This is a genomic window from Streptomyces tropicalis (genome assembly GCF_029269835.1).
GTDB classification, from domain to species: domain Bacteria; phylum Actinomycetota; class Actinomycetes; order Streptomycetales; family Streptomycetaceae; genus Streptomyces; species Streptomyces tropicalis.
Genome location: NZ_JARJBB010000006.1, coordinates 206,720 through 225,735, shown reverse-complemented (window position 1 = coordinate 225,735; position 19,016 = coordinate 206,720). Strand labels below are relative to the sequence as shown.

Annotated in this window: 18 protein-coding genes, 1 tRNA gene and 1 pseudogene; 15 read left to right on the top strand and 5 right to left on the bottom strand. The window is 74.5% G+C overall.

All coding sequences use genetic code 11. From position 1 onward, the window contains the following. From P3H78_RS14850 to P3H78_RS33385, 5 genes and pseudogenes are all read left to right on the top strand, one after another. A complete protein-coding gene (locus P3H78_RS14850; protein WP_276109432.1) occupies positions 1-327 on the top strand; it encodes an antibiotic biosynthesis monooxygenase family protein in 327 nt (108 codons plus the stop codon). Then, a complete protein-coding gene (locus P3H78_RS14845) occupies positions 324-665 on the top strand; it encodes an antibiotic biosynthesis monooxygenase family protein (protein WP_276109431.1) in 342 nt (113 codons plus the stop codon). Before P3H78_RS14850 ends, P3H78_RS14845 begins: the two co-directional genes overlap by 4 nt. Before the next feature lie 2 nt (positions 666-667). After that, a complete protein-coding gene (locus P3H78_RS14840) occupies positions 668-1,948 on the top strand; it encodes a cytochrome P450 family protein (protein ID WP_276109430.1) in 1,281 nt (426 codons plus the stop codon). Positions 1,949-2,014: 66 nt separating this feature from the next. After that, positions 2,015-2,833 carry an SAM-dependent methyltransferase gene (locus P3H78_RS14835; protein ID WP_276109429.1) on the top strand — a complete coding sequence of 273 codons (819 nt, stop codon included), beginning with the start codon at positions 2,015-2,017 and terminating at the stop codon, positions 2,831-2,833. Further along, positions 2,755-4,233 (top strand): annotated as a pseudogene (locus P3H78_RS33385) (peptide MFS transporter); the annotation flags it as partial. The gene P3H78_RS14835 and the pseudogene P3H78_RS33385, both read left to right, overlap by 79 nt. Positions 4,234-4,378: 145 nt before the next feature. Here P3H78_RS33385 and P3H78_RS14825 read toward each other — a convergent pair. Further along, positions 4,379-4,466, bottom strand: a tRNA-Leu gene (locus P3H78_RS14825). A gap of 203 nt (positions 4,467-4,669) precedes the next feature. On the opposite strand from P3H78_RS14825, the gene P3H78_RS14820 reads away from it, so the two are divergent. The 3 genes from P3H78_RS14820 to P3H78_RS14810 all read left to right on the top strand — a co-directional run bounded on the left by P3H78_RS14820 (position 4,670) and on the right by P3H78_RS14810 (position 7,380). Then, positions 4,670-5,995 carry a M20/M25/M40 family metallo-hydrolase gene (locus P3H78_RS14820; RefSeq protein WP_276109427.1) on the top strand — a complete coding sequence of 442 codons (1,326 nt, stop codon included), beginning with the start codon at positions 4,670-4,672 and terminating at the stop codon, positions 5,993-5,995. A 159-nt stretch (positions 5,996-6,154) separates the two neighbouring features. Then, on the top strand, positions 6,155-6,388 hold the full coding sequence (chpH, locus tag P3H78_RS14815) for a chaplin ChpH (protein WP_276109425.1): 234 nt from the start codon (positions 6,155-6,157) through the stop codon (positions 6,386-6,388). Positions 6,389-6,573: 185 nt separating this feature from the next. After that, a complete protein-coding gene (locus P3H78_RS14810; protein ID WP_276109424.1) occupies positions 6,574-7,380 on the top strand; it encodes a chaplin in 807 nt (268 codons plus the stop codon). A gap of 76 nt (positions 7,381-7,456) precedes the next feature. Here P3H78_RS14810 and P3H78_RS14805 read toward each other — a convergent pair whose 3' ends face one another. Further along, a complete protein-coding gene (locus tag P3H78_RS14805) occupies positions 7,457-7,645 on the bottom strand; it encodes a DUF5703 family protein (RefSeq protein ID WP_276109423.1) in 189 nt (62 codons plus the stop codon). Between the two features lie 47 nt (positions 7,646-7,692). Here P3H78_RS14805 and P3H78_RS14800 point away from each other — a divergent pair, with 47 nt between their 5' ends. Then, the gene (locus tag P3H78_RS14800; RefSeq protein ID WP_276109422.1) at positions 7,693-8,403 is read left to right on the top strand and encodes a hypothetical protein; all 711 of its coding nucleotides are present in this window, start codon (positions 7,693-7,695) and stop codon (positions 8,401-8,403) included. 133 nt (positions 8,404-8,536) lie between these two features. Here the strand turns inward: P3H78_RS14800 and P3H78_RS14795 are convergent, their stop codons facing one another. Together P3H78_RS14795 and P3H78_RS14790 are read right to left on the bottom strand one after the other, a co-directional pair. Beyond that, complete coding sequence (locus P3H78_RS14795) at positions 8,537-11,014, bottom strand: helix-hairpin-helix domain-containing protein (RefSeq protein ID WP_276109421.1); 2,478 nt, start codon at positions 11,012-11,014, stop codon at positions 8,537-8,539. After that, positions 11,011-11,994: an aldo/keto reductase gene (locus tag P3H78_RS14790; protein ID WP_276109420.1), complete on the bottom strand. Its 984-nt coding sequence runs from the start codon at positions 11,992-11,994 to the stop codon at positions 11,011-11,013. Before P3H78_RS14790 ends, P3H78_RS14795 begins: the two co-directional genes overlap by 4 nt. 175 nt (positions 11,995-12,169) lie before the next feature. Here P3H78_RS14790 and P3H78_RS14785 point away from each other — a divergent pair, with 175 nt between their 5' ends. After that, a complete protein-coding gene (locus tag P3H78_RS14785) occupies positions 12,170-13,225 on the top strand; it encodes an LLM class F420-dependent oxidoreductase (RefSeq protein ID WP_276109419.1) in 1,056 nt (351 codons plus the stop codon). A gap of 253 nt (positions 13,226-13,478) precedes the next feature. Beyond that, a complete protein-coding gene (locus P3H78_RS14780; protein WP_276109418.1) occupies positions 13,479-14,267 on the top strand; it encodes a ferritin-like domain-containing protein in 789 nt (262 codons plus the stop codon). Between the two features lie 66 nt (positions 14,268-14,333). On the opposite strand, the gene corA is transcribed toward P3H78_RS14780, so the two are convergent. Further along, positions 14,334-15,335, bottom strand: coding sequence for a magnesium/cobalt transporter CorA (gene corA, locus P3H78_RS14775; RefSeq protein ID WP_276109417.1), 1,002 nt, complete (start codon positions 15,333-15,335; stop codon positions 14,334-14,336). 62 nt (positions 15,336-15,397) lie between these two features. Here corA and P3H78_RS14770 point away from each other — a divergent pair, with 62 nt between their 5' ends. The 4 genes from P3H78_RS14770 (at position 15,398) to mshC (ending at position 18,966) form a co-directional block, all read left to right on the top strand. After that, entirely contained in the window at positions 15,398-16,084 is a 687-nt protein-coding gene (locus P3H78_RS14770; protein WP_276109416.1) for a histidine phosphatase family protein, read from the top strand. 124 nt (positions 16,085-16,208) lie between these two features. Further along, a complete protein-coding gene (locus P3H78_RS14765) occupies positions 16,209-16,799 on the top strand; it encodes a DUF3090 domain-containing protein (RefSeq protein ID WP_276109415.1) in 591 nt (196 codons plus the stop codon). Next, a complete protein-coding gene (locus P3H78_RS14760; protein ID WP_276109414.1) occupies positions 16,763-17,593 on the top strand; it encodes an SCO1664 family protein in 831 nt (276 codons plus the stop codon). Before P3H78_RS14765 ends, P3H78_RS14760 begins: the two co-directional genes overlap by 37 nt. A 143-nt stretch (positions 17,594-17,736) precedes the next feature. Then, positions 17,737-18,966, top strand: a complete 1,230-nt coding sequence (gene mshC, locus P3H78_RS14755) for a cysteine--1-D-myo-inosityl 2-amino-2-deoxy-alpha-D-glucopyranoside ligase (RefSeq protein WP_276109413.1) — start codon at positions 17,737-17,739, stop codon at positions 18,964-18,966. The last annotated feature ends 50 nt before the right edge of the window (positions 18,967-19,016 follow it).

Genomic DNA, 19,016 nt, shown 5'->3' with positions numbered 1-19,016 from the left:
ATGACCGACCAGGTCTTCCGGGTCATGCTCCGCATGGAGATCAGGCCCGGCATGGAGGACGACTTCGAGAAGGTGTGGAGGGAGGTCGGCGACTCCGTCACCGGCCACCCCGCCAACCTCGGCCAGTGGCTCTCCCGCAGCGCCGAGGAGAACGGCATCTACTACATCGTCAGCGACTGGCTCGACGAGCCGCGCTTCCGGGCCTTCGAGACCAGCGACCGGCACCTGGAGCACCGCAAGAAGCTCCACCCCTACCGCTCCGGCGGCTCCATGACCACCATGCACGTGGTCGCCGCCCTCGCCGGCGCCGCAGGCCCCGCCCGATGACCGCCGCCCCCGTCGAGGTGGTGCTGCACCACCTCAGCGACGACGCCGGGCAGGTCGTCACCGCCTACCACGAGGCCAGCCGGCGCATGGCGGGCACGCCCGGACTGCTCGGCAACCGGCTGCTGCACGCCGTCGGCGACCCCCGCGCGCTGGTCGTCGTCAGCCGGTGGGCCGACTGGGACGCCTTCGAGGCCTGGGAACGCGGCGCCGCCCACAAGGACCAGACCGCGCCCCTGCGCCCCTTCCGGGACCTGGAGCGGGACCGGCCCTTCGAGATCTACCGGGAACTCGCCCGCTACGAGGGCGAGCAGCCCGTCCCCGCCGTGGAAGGAGCCTGAGGATGCCCGCCGCACAGAGCCCGGCCCCCCGGCCGGCGCCCCCGCCCCTCGAACTGTTCACCCCCGCCTTCCACCAGGACCCGCACCGGGCCCTGGCCGAACTGCGCACCAGCGCCCCGGCCGTGCCCGTCGTCACCCCCAACGGCCTGCGCACCTGGCTGGTCACCGGGTACGAGCATGCCCGCACCCTGCTTGCCGACCCCCGGCTCAGCAAGGACATGAGGGTCGGCCGCGACCTCATCCCGCGCAACTTCGCCGACCCCGAGAAACAGCGCGCCTTCCTCGCCGAGTCGGGGAACCACGCCCAGTTCCCGCAGGTCCTCAGCGTGCACATGCTGGACAGCGACCCGCCCGACCACACCCGTCTGCGCCGGCTCGTCGGCCGCGCCTTCACCGCCCGCCGCGTGGAGGCGCTCGGGCCCCGGATCACCGAACTCACCGACACCCTGCTGGACGCCCTGCCCGCGGACGAGCCCGTGGACCTGATGGAGGCGCTCGCCTTCCCGGTGCCCTTCACCGTCATCTGCTGGCTGCTCGGCGTGCCCCCGGACGACCGGGCCGCCTTCCGCCGCTGGTCGAACCTGCTGGTCTCCGGCGCCGGCACCGAGGAGGTGCGCGACGCCAGCGTCTCGATGATCGCCTACCTGCAGGACCTGATCGCCGGCAAGCGCAGCGACCCCGCCGACGACATGCTCAGCGACCTGGTCCAGGTCGGCGAGCAGGGCGACCAGCTCTCCGACGACGAGCTGATCTCCATGACCTTCCTGCTGCTCGTCGCCGGCCACGAGACCACCGTCAACCTCATCGGCAACGGCACCCTCGCCGTCCTCCGGCACCCCCGGGTGCGCGAGCAGCTCGCCGCGGACCCCACCCTGTGGCCTGCGGCCGTCGAGGAGTTCCTGCGGTACGACGGACCGGTCACCAACGCCACCTGGCGCTTCACCACCGAACCCGTCGAGGTCGGCTCCGTGGTCATCCCCGAGGGCGAGTTCGTCACCATCTCCCTCGGCGCCGCCGGCCGCGACCCGGACCGCTACACCGACCCCGACCGCCTGGACGTCACCCGCCCCTCCAGCGCCTCGGTCGCCTTCGGCCACGGCATCCACCACTGCCTCGGCGCCCCGCTGGCCCGCCTGGAGGGCCGGATCGTCATCGGCCGCCTCTTCGCCCGCTTCCCCGGACTCCGCCTCGCCGTGGACGACTCGGCCCTGCGCTGGCGCAGCAGCCTGATGATGCGCGGCCTGGAGGAGCTCCCGGTGCGCACCGGCCCGTCCGGCACCTGAACCCCGCCGCACGGCGGCCCACCCGCCGCCCGCCCGGCCCCTCACCCACGACCTCAGGAGACTCACGTGGAACGTCCGACCACCGAACGACCCGCCTGGGCACCGCCGGAGGTGGACATCGACACCCCCAGCATCGCCCGGGTGTACGACTACTGGATCGGCGGCACCCACAACTTCCCCGCCGACCGGGAACTCGGCGACCGGGTCGCGGCGGGCAACCCCGAACTCGTCGCCACCCTGCGGGCCAACCGCGCCTTCCTGCGCCGCTCGGTACGCGAACTGTCCGCCCTCGGCATCCGCCAGTTCCTGGACATCGGCTCCGGCATCCCCGCGGAGGGCAACGTCCACGACGTCGCCCTCGCCGCCCACCCCGACAGCACCGTCGTCTACACCGACATCGACCCGGTGGCGGTCGCCCACGGCCGGGCGCTCCTCGCCGGCGAGCCGCGGGCCGCGGTCTTCCAGGGCGACCTGTACAAGCCGCGCGAGATCCTGGAGGCCGACGACACCCGCCGGCTCATCGACTTCGACCGCCCGGTCGCCCTGATCCTCGCCGCCGTCCTGCACTTCGTACCCGACGGCGACGACCCCCTCGACCTGGTCCGGCAGTACACCGCGCCGCTGGCCCCCGGCAGCGCACTGGTCCTCTCCCACGCCGGCGCCGAGGAGGTCCCGCAGGCCGCACCGGAGGCGGCCGAGCAGTACCGGGGCGCGGTCAGCCAGGTGATCTGGCGCAGCACCGGTGAACTGACCGCCCTCTTCGACGGCTTCGACCTGCTGTCGCCCGGCGTGGTACGCGCCCCGCTGTGGCGTCCCGACCCCGGCGGGCGCCCCGACCCGGACCTGGCCATGCTGGCCGGAGTGGCGCTCAAGCCGGCCCGGTGACGCCCGTGCCCGGTCCGACCACCGCACCGCCGGCGAGAGGCGGGACCACCGGCCCGGCCACGGGCAGGCGCCGCGGATTCGGCGCCCTGCTCGCGGTCGACCTGTGGGAGCGTTTCAGCTTCTACGGGATGGCGGCGATCCTCGTGCTCTACCTCACCGCGTCGCCCGCGCGGGGCGGCCAGGGCATGGCACCGCAGTCCGCGACCGCGGTCTTCGCGGCGTACATGTCCCTGAGCTTCCTCGCCGGGCTGCCCGGCGGCTGGCTGGCCGACCGGGTGCTCGGCGGCCGCCGGGCCGTCCTGCTCGGCGGGTCGCTCATCAGCTGCGGGCACCTGGTGCTCGCGGCCCCCGCCGGGACCACGCTCTACGCCGGCCTCCTGCTCGTCGTCGTGGGAACCGGCCTCGTCAAGCCGGCCCTGGCCGCCATGGTGGCCGAGGCCGGCGGCGCGGGGCCGGCCCGCCGCGAGGCCGACTTCTCGCTCTTCTACGTGTGCATCCAGGTCAGCGCCCTGATCGCCCCCGTGGTCACCGGACTGCTCGCCGAACGCGTCGCCTGGCACCTCGGCTTCGCGGCGGCCGCCGTCGGCATGCTGACGGGCCTGCTGCAGTTCTCCCTCGGGCTGCGCGGACTCGGCGGGCTCGGCGCCCGCCCGGCCCGGCCGGTCACCCCCGCCGAGGCCGCAGTGGTCCGCCGCCGCGCCGCCGCGACCGCGGCGGCCGGCGCGGTCCTGGCGGCCCCGGTGGCCCTCGGTGTGCTCCCGCCCACGGCGCTGCTCGCCGTACTGGGCCTGGCCACGGTCGTCCTGCCGTTCGCCTACCTGCGCTCGCTGCGCCGCACCCTCGCCGAGGATCCCGCCACGGGTCCGGCCCTGCGCAGGCGCCTGGGAGCCTTCACCGTGCTGATGGCGGCGTCCTCGGCATTCTGGATGATCTTCGCCCAGAGCGGATCGGCGCTCAGCCTCTTCGCCGCCCGGCAGACCGACCGCGAGCTGTTCGGACTCGAGGTCCCGGCCAGCTGGTTCCAGTCCCTGCACCCGCTCTTCGTGCTGCTCGCCGCGCCCCTGTTCGCCCGCCTCCGGCGGCGGCCGGGCCGCCCGCCCGGGCCGACGGCCGGGACACCCGCGAAGTTCGCGGGCGCGCTGGCCGCCGCCGGATCCGCCTTCCTGCTGATGGCAGTGGCCGCCCGCCTGGCGGAGCGGGGCCCGGTCGGCCCCCAGTGGCTGGTGCTGGTCTACCTGCTCTACTCGGCGGGCGAACTGGCGCTGGCCCCGGCCGGCCTGGCCCTGGCCGCGGAGGTCGCCCCGCCCGGCAGCACCGGCCGCCTCCTCGCGGTGAACGGTCTCTTCGGAGCGGTCGGCGTCGTGGTCGGCGGCCAGCTCTACCGGCTCACGGCCGTCCTGCCGCCGGCGGTCTACTTCCTGCTCCTCGGCGGCTTCGTGGTCGCCGTCGGCGCGGCGGTCGGCCTGGCCGCCGGGCGGCTGCGTGCACGGCTCGGCGAAACGGTCGCGGAAAAGCAGAAGACCCCTGGTGAACAGGGGTCTCAGCTGGTGTCCGAGGGGGGACTTGAACCCCCACGCCCGATAAAGGGCACTAGCACCTCAAGCTAGCGCGTCTGCCATTCCGCCACCCGGACAAGGTGTCTGTCGTGCGCGGTCCTCCCCGCGGCGACGAAGGAAACATTACCAGGCTTTCGAGGTGCCCTGATCACCCCCGCCTGCGGATGAACGGCACGTGACGGGGCGGGGGCCGTCTTGGGGCGGCGCCCGGGGAGAGGGAGGATGAGGAGGACCACCGGCACCCGAGGTGGGCCACCGGCACCGAGCGGGAGGAAGCAGCGTGAGCGAGACGGGCACGGCCAGGGGCGTCACCGGCGAGGACGAGGTGGTGGACCTCTGCCGCGAGTTGATCCAGATCGACACCAGCAACTACGGCGACCACTCGGGTCCGGGCGAGCGCAAGGCCGCCGAGTACGTCGCCGAGAAGCTCGCCGAGGTGGGGCTCGAACCACGCATCTTCGAGTCCCACCCGGGCCGGGCCTCCACCGTGGCCCGCATCGAGGGCGAGGACCCCTCGCGGCCGGCACTGCTCATCCATGGCCACACCGACGTCGTCCCGGCCAACGCCGACGACTGGACGCACCACCCCTTCTCCGGTGAGGTCGCCGACGGGTGCGTGTGGGGCCGCGGCGCCGTCGACATGAAGGACATGGACGCGATGACCCTCGCGGTGGTCCGGGACCGGCTGCGCAGCGGCCGCAGGCCCCCGCGGGACGTCGTCGTGGCCTTCCTCGCCGACGAGGAGGCGGGCGGCACGTACGGTGCCCGCCACCTGGTCGACCGCCACCCCGAGCTGTTCGAGGGCGTCACCGAGGCGATCAGCGAGGTCGGAGGCTTCTCCTTCACCGTCAGCGAGCAGCGGCGGCTCTACCTGATCCAGACGGCCGAGAAGGGCATGCACTGGATGAAGCTGACCGTGGCCGGCACGGCCGGGCACGGGTCGATGGTCCACCGGGACAACGCGATCACCGAGCTGTCCGAGGCCGTGGCGCGGCTGGGGCGGCACACCTTCCCGGTACGGGTCACCAAGACCACCCGCGCCTTCCTCGACGAGCTCGGCGACGCGCTCGGCATCGAGCTGGACGCGGACGACATGGAGAGCACCCTCGCCAAGCTGGGCGGCATCGCCAAGCTCATCGGCGCGACCCTGCGCAACACGGCCAACCCCACCCAGCTGGGCGCCGGTTACAAGGTCAACGTCATCCCCGGCGAGGCCACGGCGCACGTCGACGGCCGGTTCCTGCCCGGCCACGAGGAGGAGTTCCTCGCCGACGTGGACCGGATCCTCGGACCCTCGGTCCGGCGCGAGGACGTGCACTCCGACAAGGCGGTGGAGACCACCTTCGACGGGCCGCTGGTGGCGGCGATGCAGTCCGCGCTGCTGGCCGAGGACCCGTCCGCCAAGGCCGTTCCGTACATGCTCTCGGGCGGCACGGACGCCAAGTCCTTCGACGACCTGGGCATCCGGGGCTTCGGCTTCGCGCCGCTGAAGCTGCCGCCGGAGCTGGACTTCGCCGGCATGTTCCACGGCGTCGACGAGCGGGTCCCGGTCGAGGGCCTGAAGTTCGGCGTGCGCGTGCTCGACCGCTTCCTCGACCTCTCCTGACCCCGCTCGCCCGCCCCTCCCGTCCCGGTAATCGGCCGCGTGTGCGGAGATCACCGGGACGGGTGAATGCGACGATAAGCTCGTAGCTCCATTACTCCCTCCTCGTTACAGGTATCGCGATCAGTAAGACGAGATCGCTTTTGTCAACGAGGAGGAATAATGATCAAGAAGGTCGTCGCCGCCGCCGCTGTCACGGGTGGACTCGTTCTCGCAGGCGCGGGCCTGGCCGTCGCCGACTCCGGTGCCCAGGGTGCCGCCGCGGGTTCCCCCGGCGTCGCCTCCGGCAACGTCATTCAGGTCCCCGTGCACGTGCCGGTCAACGTGTGCGGCAACACGGTCAACGTGATCGGGCTCCTGAACCCCGCCTTCGGCAACACCTGCATCAACCACTGACGTGGTGCGCCCCGTGAGGGTCTGACTCCATCGACTCCGTGGGGGGTCTGAACCGGTCGGCCCCGGAGCGCGCGCCATGCGCTCCGGGGCCGCCCGGTCTGTGCGCGCAACGCTACGTCTTTCATCAGGGTGCGACGCGCGTTTCCGGAAGGTTCGAGAAAGTCGAAGGCAGGGATTTCATCACCATGCGACAGGTCACCCGCAAGGGCCTGATGACCATGGCCGCCGCCACCGGCGTGCTCGCCGCGGCGAGCGGCTACGCCCACGCCGACGCGGGCGCGTACGGCGCCGCGTCCGGTTCGCCGGGCGTACTGTCCGGCAACACCGTGCAGGCGCCGGTGCACGTGCCGGTCAACCTGTGCGGCAACACGGTCGACGTCGTCGGGCTGCTCAACCCGGCGATGGGCAACACCTGCGTCAACCACGGGAGCCACGGCTCCTCCGGGGGGTCCGGCGACTCCGGCCACGGCGGCGCGCACGCCGGCGGCCGCACGAGCGGCTCGCCGGGCGTCGGCTCCGGCAACCACGTCCAGGTCCCGATCGACGTGCCGGTCAACGTGTGCGGCAACAGCGTCGACGTCGTCGGCGTGGGCAACCCCGCCGCGGGCAACGACTGCGGCAACGGGGGCAGCCACGCCACCCCGCGTACGCCCGGCCACCCGGGTCGTCCCGGGCACCCGTGCCACCCCGGTCACCCGGGGAACCCCGGCACGCCCGGCCACCCCGGTCATCCGGGGAACCCCGGCACCCCGGGCAACCCCGGCACCCCCGGCCACCCGGGTACGCCGGCCACCCCGCCCGGCAAGGGCAGCGGGACACCGGGAGGCTCGGCCCACGTCAGCCAGCCGGGTGCCCAGTCCGTGAGCGCACCGCGGAGCACCGCCCAGCTCGCCCACACCGGCAGCGACGTGCCGATGGGCGCCGTCCTGCCGGCGAGCGCGGGTGCCCTGCTGGCCGGCGCCGTGCTGTACCGCAAGGCGCGGCGGTCCTAGATCCCGGCCGCGGCCGCAGACGGTCGAAGCGGGCCCCGCGTCGGCGGGGCCCGCTGTCGTCACCGGACCGTCCGGCTCACCAGGTGGCGCGGACCTGGCGGATGATCCGCCGGCGCAACCGCACCCTGCGGCTGCCGTCCCGCATCAGACTGAGGCGGTACAGCTCCCAGTGCCCGTACTCGGCGTGGTCCGTCAACAGGCGCGTCGTCTCCTTGCGGGAGACCCCGCGGGGTACATACACGTCGACAAATTCGTATTCCGGCATCGCATCTATTGTGCGGCCTGGGCCTCGGTACGGATAGCGTCTGCACTATGTCTGATGCTGCGCAGCCCACCGCTGCCGAGGTACGCGCCGCCGCCGAGGCGGTCAAGACCGCGCTCGACCGCCACCTGGCCGCGGTCGAACGCAGGTCGGGGGAGGACGACCCGGCTGTCTACGAGGCGTTCAACCAGCTGGCCGCGGCCGCGGAGACGTACGACGAACTGCTCTACGACCGCTACGACGAAGTCACTCCCTTCGAGATCCCCGGCGAGGACTCGCTGCCCCCGTACACGGGCCCCGACGAGCCGCACGCCATCAGCGTGCTCGTCCGCCGCGACTACGTCGTCGGCGAGCCGCAGCGGCTGAGGGCCCAGGCGCAACGGGTGGAGGCGGCCGACTCCGACGGCGCCCCGGCGGGCGGCGAGGAGGCCTCGAGCACCGTGCACGGGGCCCTCGGCATCCTCTTCGGCGAGTTCGAGGCGGACGAGATCGCCTCCCGGCACAAGGAGTTCGGGCTGGAGGAGGGCGACTCCACGCTCTGGGTCACCGCGGCCGACGAGCCCGCGGACCCGGGCGACTGGCTCGAAGCGCCCTTCGACCAGGTCGACACCGAGCGGGTGGTGTGCCGCTTCGACGTCAGCGCGGTCTTCGACGAGGACCTCGACGAGGACGAGGACGACGACGCGGAGCACGAGGACGACGAGCTGGACTCCGCTCTCGACGGGGACGACGAACTGGAGGCGATCGACGCCGACCGCTGACCGGGCCGGGCGGGCGGCAGCACACGCCCGCCCGGAAGGCCGGACACCGCTGCCCGCGTCCCGCGTGGGGCTCCCGGCCGGAACCGTACGGCCGGGAGCGCCGCCGCCCGGCGCCGCGCGGAGCGGCCGCCGCTCAGCCCGACGGCGCCACGTGCGGGGCGAGCAGCGTGGGCAGCCGGGTGGTGCGCGGTGCGGCCGGTACCTCCGCCACCGCCCGCGGCAGCGCCTGCTCGACGCCGTGCACCACGGACAGATGGCGGCCCGCCCGGGTGAACGCGGTGTAGACCCAGGGCCGGCTGAGCGCCTGCGACGCGTCGCCCGGCAGCACCACGACCGCCGCCGGCCAGCGCCCGCCCACCGCCTGATGCGCCGTCAGCGCCCACCCGTGCCGCACGCACCGCTCGACGTGCTCCCGCGGCACGACGACCTCGGCACCCGGGCACGACAGGTGCAGCCCCTCGGCGTCGGCTCCCACCACCCGCCCCGGCACCGTAAGGCCGGGAGCGGGGGAGTAGGCGACACGGTCACCGGGATCGAAGCCGCCGAAGCGGCCGGGACCGGGGTTGAGCCGCTCCTTCAGCGCCGCGTTCAGCGCCCGGGTGCCCGCGGCGCCCGCGTGACCGGGGGTGATGACCACCGTCTGCTCCGCGGGCACCCCGATCGCCCGGGGGACCGAGTCCGCCACGAGCTGCACGGTCCGGTGCACGGCCTCGCCCGCGTCCCGCACCGGGACGATCACGATCTCCTTGCCGGGCGCATCCACCTGGGCCAGCTCGCCGACGCCGATGCCGGACACCAGCTCGCCCAGCGGGCCCGGGTCCGGCGTCCGCGAGGCGATCTGCGGGCACACCCGGGTCGCGAGCAGGTCCGCGAAGACCCGCCCGGGGCCCGCGGACCACAGCACGGCAGGATCACCCGACAGCACGAGCCGGGCCCCGTCGGGCAGTGACTCCACCAGCAGCGCCGCCGTCTCGACGTCCAGCTGCGGGGCGTCGAGCACCACGAGCAGATCGAGGGCGAGCGCGCCGTCGGTGTCCCGGCCCGGCCCCTCGGCGCCGGACAGGAGCCCGGCGACCGTGGCGACCGGCGGCTCCACCGGCCCCGCGCCCGCCGCGCCCTGCGCCGCCTGCGCCTCCCCTGCGTCCTGCACTCCCGGTGTCTGCTGTGCCGCGAACTCGGCGCGGCCGAGCGGGCCGTGCGTGGCGGCCCAGGCCCGCAGGCCGAGGCCACGGGCGGCGTGCACCAGCCGGGCCGGTTCGTCGCGGGCCGCCGCGCCGCCGGTGTGCAGCACCAGTCCGTGGCCCGCGACCGCGCGGATCAGCTCACCGGCGGAGCCGCGGGCCGTCTCGGCGGCGCGCTCCCACGCCCCGGCCGGGCCGTCGTCCTTCGGCACCGAGCCGACGAGCCGGGCCAGTCCGTCGGCGAGGCTCTCCTCGGCCAGCGCATACCGCTCCAGACCGACGAGGACACGCACCGGGCGCTCGTCCTCGCCGTCCCCGTCCGCCGTCCCGTCCGCGGGCGCGGTCCGCCGGGGCGCCGCCCCCGGCTCCGTCAGGGCGTCCTGGAAGACCAGCGCGTCGCCCTCCTCCAGGGCGCCGCCCAGGGCCGCGTCCGGGTCGGGCACGCCCTGACGGGTCAGCGCGGCGGTGAGGGCGGACGCCTCCAGTGCGGTGTGCCCGGCCAGGGCCGCCTGCTCGAGGAGCCAGACGGTGACGGCGCGGCCGCGCCGCTCGTCGCCCGGGCCGCACTCGTCGCCGAGCAGGGCGCGGGCGAACCCGTCGGCCTGCTCCGGCCGCACCCCGGCGACGCGCAGCAACTGCCAGGGGTCGGCCCGCAGCAGGTCCCGTGCCCCCTCGCCGAGCAGCGCCGCGGCCTGGGGAGCGAGCGACTCGGGCGCGCCGCCCTCGGCCAGCACGTCGCGCACGGAGCGGACGGCCTCCGGTGCGGCCGCGGCCGGCTCCGCCCCGGGAACCGCGGCGGGCTGCGGCGCGGGGCGTCGCACCGGCTCCGGGGCGGGGCGGCGCGGGGCGGGCTCCGGCTCGGCGAACACCGTGGCCGTGGGCTGCGCCCCGCCCTCCACGGCCCGGACCGCAGCGAGGAGGTCGGCGGCGGTGCCGCTCAGTTTGGCCCCGCTGTCGATGGGCGCGGCCCGGGAGGCCCTGCGCCGGGCGATCCGCTCCCGTTCGGCCCGCTGTGCGGCGAGCTCCGCCTCGGCCTCCGACGGCCCGCCGTCACCGCCTGTTCCCTCCTGTCCGGCGGCGTCGGCCGCGCCCTCCCCACCGCCCGCGGTCCCGGCGTCCGGGGTCCCGCCGTCCGCCGTGTCGCGGTCCGCCGCCCCGTTCGCCGTCCCGCCGACCGCCGCGGTGCCCCCGTCACCCGGGCCGCCCGACTCCCCGGCCGCGCCGTCCCCGTCCGCCGGGACGGGGGCCGCGCCGGACGGCTCCGGGGCCTCCCGGCCGCCCCCATCCGCCCCTTCCGCGGGGTCCGTCGCGGCCCCCGTCCCGGTGTCGTGGCCGCCCGTGGCCGCGGGAGCGTCCGGGGCCGCGTCCCCCGACGCGGGGTCCGGGGTCCCCGGACCGGTCTCCTCCGTGGTCTCCGGCTCCGTGCTCACAGCGTGCTCCAGTCGTGATCGGGATAGCGGTGCAGGGGCGCCGACACGTCGTCCAGCGCCCGGCAGATCTCGTCAGGAAGACTAAGCGTCTCCACTGACAACGCCGCCGTGAGCTGCTGCGCCGTGCGCGCGCCGACGATCGGGGCGGCCACCCCCGGCCGGTCCCGGACCCAGGCGAGCGCCACCTGCAGCGGGGTGACCGCCAGCCCGTCCGCCGCCGTCGCCACCGCCTCCACGATGCGGGTCGCGGTGTCGTCTAGGTACGGCGCGACGAACGGCGCGAGATGGTCCGAGCCGCCCCGCGAGTCGGCCGGTGTGGCGGAGCGGTACTTGCCGGTCAGCACCCCCCGGCCCAGCGGCGAGGACGGCAGCAGCCCGACACCGAGGTCCCGGGCGGCCGGCAGCACCTCCCGCTCGACCCCGCGCTGCAGCAGCGAGTACTCCATCTGCGTGCTCGCCAGCCGGGTCCGGGAGCCCGGGGCCGCGAGCTGCCAGGTCGCCGCCTTGGCGAGCTGCCAGCCGCAGAAGTTGGAGACGCCGGCGTAGCGCACCCGGCCGCTGGTGACGGCGAGGTCGACGGCCTGCAGGGTCTCCTCCAGGGGCGTGTGCGGATCGAAGGCGTGCACGTGCCACACGTCGACGTGGTCCGTGCCGAGGCGGGCGAGCGAGTCGTCCAGCGCGGCCAGGAGGTGGCCGCGGGAGCCGTCGAAGCGGCGGTCCGGGTCCGGGACGCTGCCCGCCTTCGTGGAGATCACCAGGTCGCGGCGCGGCACCAGCCCCTCCATCAGGCGCCCGAGCAGGTACTCGGCCTCGCCGTCGCCGTAGACGTCGGCGGTGTCGACGAGCGTGCCGCCCGCCTCCCAGAACGTCTTCAGCAGGTCCGCGGCGTCGTGCTCGTCGGTGTCCCGCCCCCAGGTGAGGGTGCCGAGACCGATACGGGACACGCGCAGGCCCGTACGGCCGAGATGCCTCTGCTCCATGGACGCCGAGATTACTGGCCGGGGCCGGGCCGTGGGCCGCCTGTGGACGACCGGATTGCGTGGGCCGCCCCCGGGCGGTAACCGGCGTCACGCCCGCCGCGGCCTGCCGCTTCGCCGCACCCCGCGCTAGTGTCTCCCGCACAAGCGACGTTACTGATCGGTAAGGGGTATCGGCATGCAGCTCGGGATCAACCTCGGCTACTGGGGTGCCGGGATGGACGCGGACAATCTGGCCGTGGCCAAGGAGGCGGACCGGCTGGGATACGCCGTCTGCTGGGCGGCCGAGGCCTACGGGTCGGACGCGGCCACCGTGCTCACCTGGGTCGCCGCGCAGACCGAGCGCATCGACGTCGGCTCGGCGATCTTCCAGATCCCCGCCCGGCAGCCCGCGATGACCGCGATGACGGCCGCCACGCTCGACTCGCTCTCCGGCGGCCGCTTCCGCCTCGGCCTCGGCGTCTCCGGCCCGCAGGTGTCCGAGGGCTGGTACGGCGTCAAGTTCGACAAGCCGCTGGCCCGGACCCGCGAGTACGTCGAGATCGTGCGCAGGGCCATGACACGGGAGCGCCTCTCCTACGAGGGTGAGCACTGGACGCTCCCGCTGCCCGGCGGCCCCGGCAAGCCGATCAAGCTGACCGTGCACCCGCAGCGCGAGCACATCCCGCTGTACGTCGCCGCCATCGGCCCGAAGAACCTGGAGCAGACCGGCGAGATCGCCGACGGCGCCCTCCTCATCTTCCCCTCGGCCGACCACCTCGAGGACACCGCGATCACGCACCTGCGGGCCGGCCGGGAGAAGGCGGGCCTGACCCTCGACGGCTTCGACATCTGCCCGACGCTGCCGCTGGCCGTCGGCGACGACAAGGACGTCACCGCCCTCGCCGACGCCTTCCGCCCCTACACCGCCCTCTACGTCGGCGGCATGGGCAGCCGCAAGCAGAACTTCTACAACCAGCTCGCCGGGCGCATGGGCTACGAGAAGGAGGCCGCCGAGATCCAGGACAAGTACCTGTCCGGCGACAAGCAGGGCGCCGCGGCCGCCGTCCCGCACGACCTCATCGACCGGACCACCCTGCTCGGCTCCGTCGACCGGATCGCGGACCGGATGAAGGCCTACGCCGCCGCCGGGGTCACCACCCTCACCCTGGCCCCCGCGGGCTTCACCCTCGACGAGCGCCTCGCGTCCCTCCGCGCCGGCACCGAGGCCCTGGAGCGCGCCGGCCTCGCCTGACCCGGGCGGCGCCCGCACCCCCCCCGGGAGCGCCGGGGGCGTCTTCCGCGGCCGTGGTGGGGGCTCGGGGGTCTTCCCCGCCACGGCCGTCACGGAGAACAACGCGCCCGGCACGCGGGGGTTACGCCCCGCGCCGGGCCGGTGTGCTCCGCCGATCGGCGCAGCGCCCCGGCACAGCTGTTGCACCCCCTGCACCGCCGCATTTGACTCGTGGGGAGTGGTCTGCGGCGGACCCGGCAGAGAGGTGCCCACCATGCTTTCGGCCAGGAGTCTGTTCCAGGAGATCCTGGACCACGACGAGTCGTTCCGGCTGTTCTGCTCGGTGGCGGCCAGCGGGGAGGCGCAGGGCGGCTGGGAGAACGGGCGCATCGCCGCCCTGGTGCCGCCGGGCGAGCGCGCGCTCGCGCCCAAGATCGCACGGCACGGCGCCGACGAGGACAAGCACGGGCGCATCTTCCGCGCCCTGCTGCGCAGACGCGGCCTGGAACCCGTCCCCGTGCCCCCCGACACCGACTACACCATGCTCCTGGAGCGCCGCGGCATCGGCCTCGCGCACGGCAGGCTGCGCGCGGACGAGCCGCTGACCGAACGCGACATCGTCGTCTACCTCGCGCACAGCCGCGTCACCGAGCAGCGCGCCGCGGAGCAGATGGCCCTGCTGCGCCGCCACTTCGCCGGTCACCCCGCCCTGGGCCGCGCCGTCCGGATGATCGCCCAGGACGAGGACAACCACCTCGCCTACTGCCACGAGGAACTGCTCCGCCTGGCCGCCGCCGGGCACGGCCGCACCATCCAGCGGACCCTGCGCGCGTGCGCGCTCGCCGAGATCCGCGTCCACCGCGACGTCAGCCTCGCCGTCATGGCCCGCATGGGCCGCATCCTCGGCTGGCCGGCGCCGAAGTCGGCGCTGCTCGCCGCCGGGATCCACGCCCGGTACGCCTGGGAGCGGGCCGCCGGCTGGCGCCGCATGGTCACCCTGACGATGCCGGCCCGCCGCAACGCCCTGGGCGGTCCCGCCACGCCCGCCCCCGAACCCGCCTGACCCGGACCCGTCCGACCCGGCGCCGCCCTGCCGCACGCGCCGCGCCGGTCCCCGGCCCGGCAGGGCCTACAGCCATCCGCGCCGCTTGAACAGCCGGTACAGCAGCACCTCCAGGCCGGCCATCACCACGATCACCGTCGGGTACGACCAGAACCAGTGCAGCTCCGGCATGTGGTCGAAGTTCATGCCGTAGATCCCGGCGATCATCGTCGGGACCGCCGCCATGGCCGCCCAGGCGGAGATCTTCCGCATGTCGTCGTTCTGCTGCACGCTGATCTGCGCGAGATGCGCCGAGAGGATGTCCGAGACCAGGCGGTCCAGGCCCTCCACCGACTCGTTGACCCGGGTCAGGTGGTCGCTGACGTCCCGGAAGAACGGCCGCGCCTTGTCGTCCACGAAGGGCACGGCCGCCCCCAGCGTCCCGGTGCTCGACCCCGACAGGCGGGACATCGGCAGCGCCAGCGGACCCGTCGCCCGGCGGAACTCGGTGATCTGCCGCTTGAACCCGTAGATCCGGGACGCGGTGTGCCGCGAGCCGCCGCCGTCCGGCGAGAACACCTCCGCCTCCAGTTCCTCCAGGTCCGTCTGCAGCTCGGTCGCCACGTCGAGGTAATGGTCGACGACCGTGTCCGCGATCGCGTACAGCACCGAGGTGGGGCCCTTGCCCAGCATCTCCGGCTCCTGCTCCAGCCGGCGGCGCACCGCGGCCAGACCGCCCCCGTCGCTGTGCCGGACCGTCACCACGAACGCGTCGCCAAGGAAGATCATGATCTCCCCGGTGGAGACCGTGTCGCTGTCCTGCTCGTACATCACCGGCTTCAGCACGACGAACAGCGAGTCGTCGTAGACCTCCAGCTTGGGCCGCTGGTGCGCCTTCAGGGCGTCCTCCACCGCCAGCGGATGCAGCCCGAACTCCTCGGTGACGAGTTCGAACTCCTCGGCGCTCGGCTCGTGCAGGCCCACCCACACGAAACCTCCGGCCCGCCGCGCCGCCGCCAGCGCGTCGGAGAAGTCGTCGGGCCCCTCAATCCGGTGCCCGTCGCGATAGACGGCGCAATCCACGATCACGGAGTGTGTTCTCCTCTCGCCCGGCCACCGCCGGTCCTTCCGCAAGCCCTACGCTGGACCGCATGCCCACGCTGATCCTCGTCAGGCACGGACGCTCCACCGCGAACACCGCCGGGCTGCTCGCCGGATGGACCCCGGGCGTCGCCCTCGACGAACGCGGCGCCGCCCAGGCAGCCGCTTTGCCCGGACGGCTCGCCGCGCTCCCGCTCGCCGAGGTCGTCTCCAGTCCGCTGCAGCGCTGCCAGGAGACTCTACGGCCGCTGCTGGACGCCAGGCCAGAGCTGACCGCGCACACCGACGAGCGGATCGGCGAGTGCCACTACGGCGACTGGTCCGGCCGCAAGCTCGCCGAGCTCAAGGACGAGCCGCTGATGGAGGTGGTGCAGGCGCACCCCTCGGCGGCCGCCTTCCCCGGGGGCGAGTCCCTGCGCGCCATGCAGACCCGCGCCGCCGAGGCGGTGCGCGAGTGGAACGCGCGCGTGGAGCGCGACCACGGCCCCGAGGCCGTCTACCTGATGTGCTCGCACGGCGACATCATCAAGTCCCTCGTCGCCGAGGCACTCGGCCTGCACCTCGACCTCTTCCAGCGCATCTCCGTCGAACCCTGCTCCGTCACCGCGATCCGCTACACCCGGCTGCGGCCCTTCCTGGTGCGCCTCGGCGACACCGGGGACTTCGCCTCGCTCGCGCCGCACGAGGAGCCCGCGGGCGGCGACGCACCGGTCGGGGGCGGCGCGGGCGCACCGTGATCGTCGGCCGCAGTAGGGTGAAGCGGTCGCGGTGATGCCTTACCGGTCGGCAACGGTGCGACCCGGTGCGCCGGCCGGTTCCCGCAGTGCAAGTCGATTTTCCCGATCCCCATGGAGACAGGACGTGTCCCGTCAGGTGTTCCTCTACGACCCCCCGGACCGTTTCGTGGCCGGCACGGTCGGGCTGCCCGGACGCCGTACGTTCTTCCTTCAGGCCACCGCCGGCTCCCGGGTGACCAGCGTGGCCCTGGAGAAGACCCAGGTCGCCGCGCTCGCCGAGCGCATGGACGAACTGCTCGACGAGGTGGTCCGGCGCAGTGGCGGCAACGCCTCCGTGCCCGCCGTCGCCCCCACCGAGATCGCCGACACGGCCCCGCTGGAGACCCCCGTCGAGGAGGAGTTCCGGGTCGGCACCATGGCCCTCGCCTGGGACGGCGAGGAACAGCGCATGATCGTCGAGGCGCAGGCCCTCGTCGAACTGGAAGCCGAGACCGACGAGGACCTCGCCGAGGCCGAGGAGCGGCTCCTCCAGGACGAGGAGAACGGGCCCCCGATGCTGCGCGTCCGGCTCAGCGGCGCGCAGGCCCGGGCCTTCGCCAAGCGCGCCCTCGACGTCGTCAACGCCGGGCGCCCCCCGTGCCCGCTGTGCAGCCTCCCGCTCGACCCGGAAGGACACGTATGTCCGCGCCAGAACGGATACCGCCGCGGGGCGTGACGTCCACCGAGCCGCTCGCCGGGCTCCTCACCGAGGGCGAGCTGACCGTGCGCGGCCGCATCCGGGACGCCTCCAACGCCGCCCTCCTGTGCACGGCCGTCCTGGACGGCCGGGAGGCGTCCTGCGTGTACAAGCCGGTCGCCGGGGAGCGGCCTCTGTGGGACTTTCCCGACGGCACCCTGGCCGGACGCGAGGTGGCCGCCTACGAGGTCTCCGAGGCGACCGGCTGGGGCCTGGTGCCGCCCACCGTGCTGCGCGAGGGACCCTACGGCGAGGGCATGTGCCAGCTGTGGGTCGAGCCGCTGGCCGACACCGAGCTGCTCGCACTGGTCGACGCCGAGGAGCCCGGCCCCGGCTGGCGGGCCGTCGCCCTGGCCGAGGTCGGCGAGGGCCGCACCGCGCTCCTCGTGCACGCCGACGACGAGCGGCTGCGCCGGATGGCCGTCCTCGACGCCGTGATCAACAACGCCGACCGCAAGGGCGGCCACCTGCTCCCCACCCCGGACGGGCTGCTCTACGGCATCGACCACGGCGTCACCTTCAACGTCGAGAACAAGCTGCGGACGCTGCTGTGGGGCTGGGCGGGAGAACCCCTGCCCGAGGAGGCCGTGGCCGTCCTCGGGCAGCTCCGGGACGCCCTCGCGGACGGCGGGGACCTCGCCGCGCGCCTCGCCGCCCTGATCACCCCGGCGGAGGTCGGCGCCACCCGCGCCCGGGTCGACGCCCTGCTCGCCTCCGGACGCCACCCCGAGCCCGGCGGCGACTGGCCGGCGATCCCCTGGCCGCCCGTCTGACCCCGCGCGCGCCGCCCGTCCGGCCCGCGCGCCCCCGCGGAGGCCGGGCAGCACACCGGGCGGGACGAGCGCAAGAGCGCCCGACCGGCCATCCGGCCCGATCCGGTTCGTATACGGAACTCCGGTCCGGTTAGGCTCATGACATGCATGCCTGGCCCGCTTCCGAGGTCCCCGCCCTGCCTGGTCAGGGCCGCGACCTGAGGATCCACGACACCGCGACCGGCGGCCTCGTCACCCTCGACCCCGGTCCCGTCGCCCGTATCTACGTCTGCGGCATCACCCCGTACGACGCGACCCACATGGGTCACGCGGCGACCTACAACGCGTTCGACCTCGTCCAGCGCGTGTGGCTCGACACCCAGCGGCAGGTCCACTACGTCCAGAACGTGACCGACGTCGACGATCCGCTGCTGGAGCGGGCGCAGCGCGACGACGTCGACTGGACGGAGCTGGCCGAGCAGGAGACGGCGCTGTTCCGCGAGGACATGACGGCCCTGCGGATGCTGCCGCCGCGCCACTACATAGGCGCCGTCGAGGCCATACCCGGCATCGTGCCGCTCGTCGAGCGGCTGCGGGACCTCGGCGCCGCCTACGAACTCGACGGGGACGTGTACTTCTCCGTCGAGTCCGACCCCCACTTCGGCACGGTGTCCGGCCTGGACGCCGCCGCCATGCGGCTGCTGTCCGCCGAGCGCGGCGGCGACCCCGACCGCCCCGGCAAGAAGAACCCGCTGGACCCCATGCTGTGGATGGCCGCCCGTGACGGCGAGCCCAGCTGGGACGGCGGCTCGCTCGGCCGCGGCCGCCCCGGCTGGCACATCGAGTGCGTGGCCATCGCGCTCGACCACCTCGGCATGGGCTTCGACGTCCAGGGCGGCGGCTCCGACCTCGCCTTCCCGCACCACGAGATGGGCGCCTCGCACGCCCAGGTGCTGACCGGCGAGTTCCCCATGGCCCGCGCGTACGTCCACGCCGGCATGGTCGCCCTGGACGGCGCGAAGATGTCCAAGTCCAAGGGGAACCTGGTCTTCGTGTCGCGGCTGCGGCGCGACGGCGTCGACCCCGCGGCCATCCGCCTCGCGCTCCTCGCCCACCACTACCGGGCCGACTGGGAGTGGACGGACCAGGTGCTGCAGGACGCCGTGGCACGCCTGGGCCGCTGGCGTGCGGCCGTCTCCCGGCCCGACGGCCCGTCCGCCGACGCACTGGTCGAGGAGATCCGCGACGCCCTCGCCCACGACCTCGACGCCCCGGCCGCGCTCGCCGCGGTCGACCGCTGGGCGGCCCTCCAGGAGGAGCAGGGCGGCACCGACACCGGCGCCCCCGGCCTCGTCTCGCGCGCCGTGGACGCGCTGCTCGGCGTGGCCCTCTGACCCGAGGACGGCCGAAGGGGCGGTGCGCACCGTGCGCACCGCCCCTTCCC

Excerpts from the sequence above, each read along its gene's own strand:
- P3H78_RS14850 (WP_276109432.1), top strand. The coding sequence starts at position 1 with ATGACCGACCAGGTCTTCCGGGTCATGCTCCGCATGGAGATCAGGCCC.
- P3H78_RS14845 (WP_276109431.1), top strand. The coding sequence starts at position 324 with ATGACCGCCGCCCCCGTCGAGGTGGTGCTGCACCACCTCAGCGACGAC.
- P3H78_RS14840 (WP_276109430.1), top strand. The coding sequence starts at position 668 with ATGCCCGCCGCACAGAGCCCGGCCCCCCGGCCGGCGCCCCCGCCCCTC.
- chpH (WP_276109425.1), top strand. The coding sequence starts at position 6,155 with ATGATCAAGAAGGTCGTCGCCGCCGCCGCTGTCACGGGTGGACTCGTT.
- P3H78_RS14810 (WP_276109424.1), top strand. The coding sequence starts at position 6,574 with ATGCGACAGGTCACCCGCAAGGGCCTGATGACCATGGCCGCCGCCACC.
- P3H78_RS14805 (WP_276109423.1), bottom strand. The coding sequence starts at position 7,645 with ATGCCGGAATACGAATTTGTCGACGTGTATGTACCCCGCGGGGTCTCC.
- P3H78_RS14800 (WP_276109422.1), top strand. The coding sequence starts at position 7,693 with ATGTCTGATGCTGCGCAGCCCACCGCTGCCGAGGTACGCGCCGCCGCC.
- P3H78_RS14790 (WP_276109420.1), bottom strand. The coding sequence starts at position 11,994 with ATGGAGCAGAGGCATCTCGGCCGTACGGGCCTGCGCGTGTCCCGTATC.
- P3H78_RS14785 (WP_276109419.1), top strand. The coding sequence starts at position 12,170 with ATGCAGCTCGGGATCAACCTCGGCTACTGGGGTGCCGGGATGGACGCG.
- P3H78_RS14780 (WP_276109418.1), top strand. The coding sequence starts at position 13,479 with ATGCTTTCGGCCAGGAGTCTGTTCCAGGAGATCCTGGACCACGACGAG.
- P3H78_RS14770 (WP_276109416.1), top strand. The coding sequence starts at position 15,398 with ATGCCCACGCTGATCCTCGTCAGGCACGGACGCTCCACCGCGAACACC.
- P3H78_RS14760 (WP_276109414.1), top strand. The coding sequence starts at position 16,763 with ATGTCCGCGCCAGAACGGATACCGCCGCGGGGCGTGACGTCCACCGAG.
- mshC (WP_276109413.1), top strand. The coding sequence starts at position 17,737 with ATGCATGCCTGGCCCGCTTCCGAGGTCCCCGCCCTGCCTGGTCAGGGC.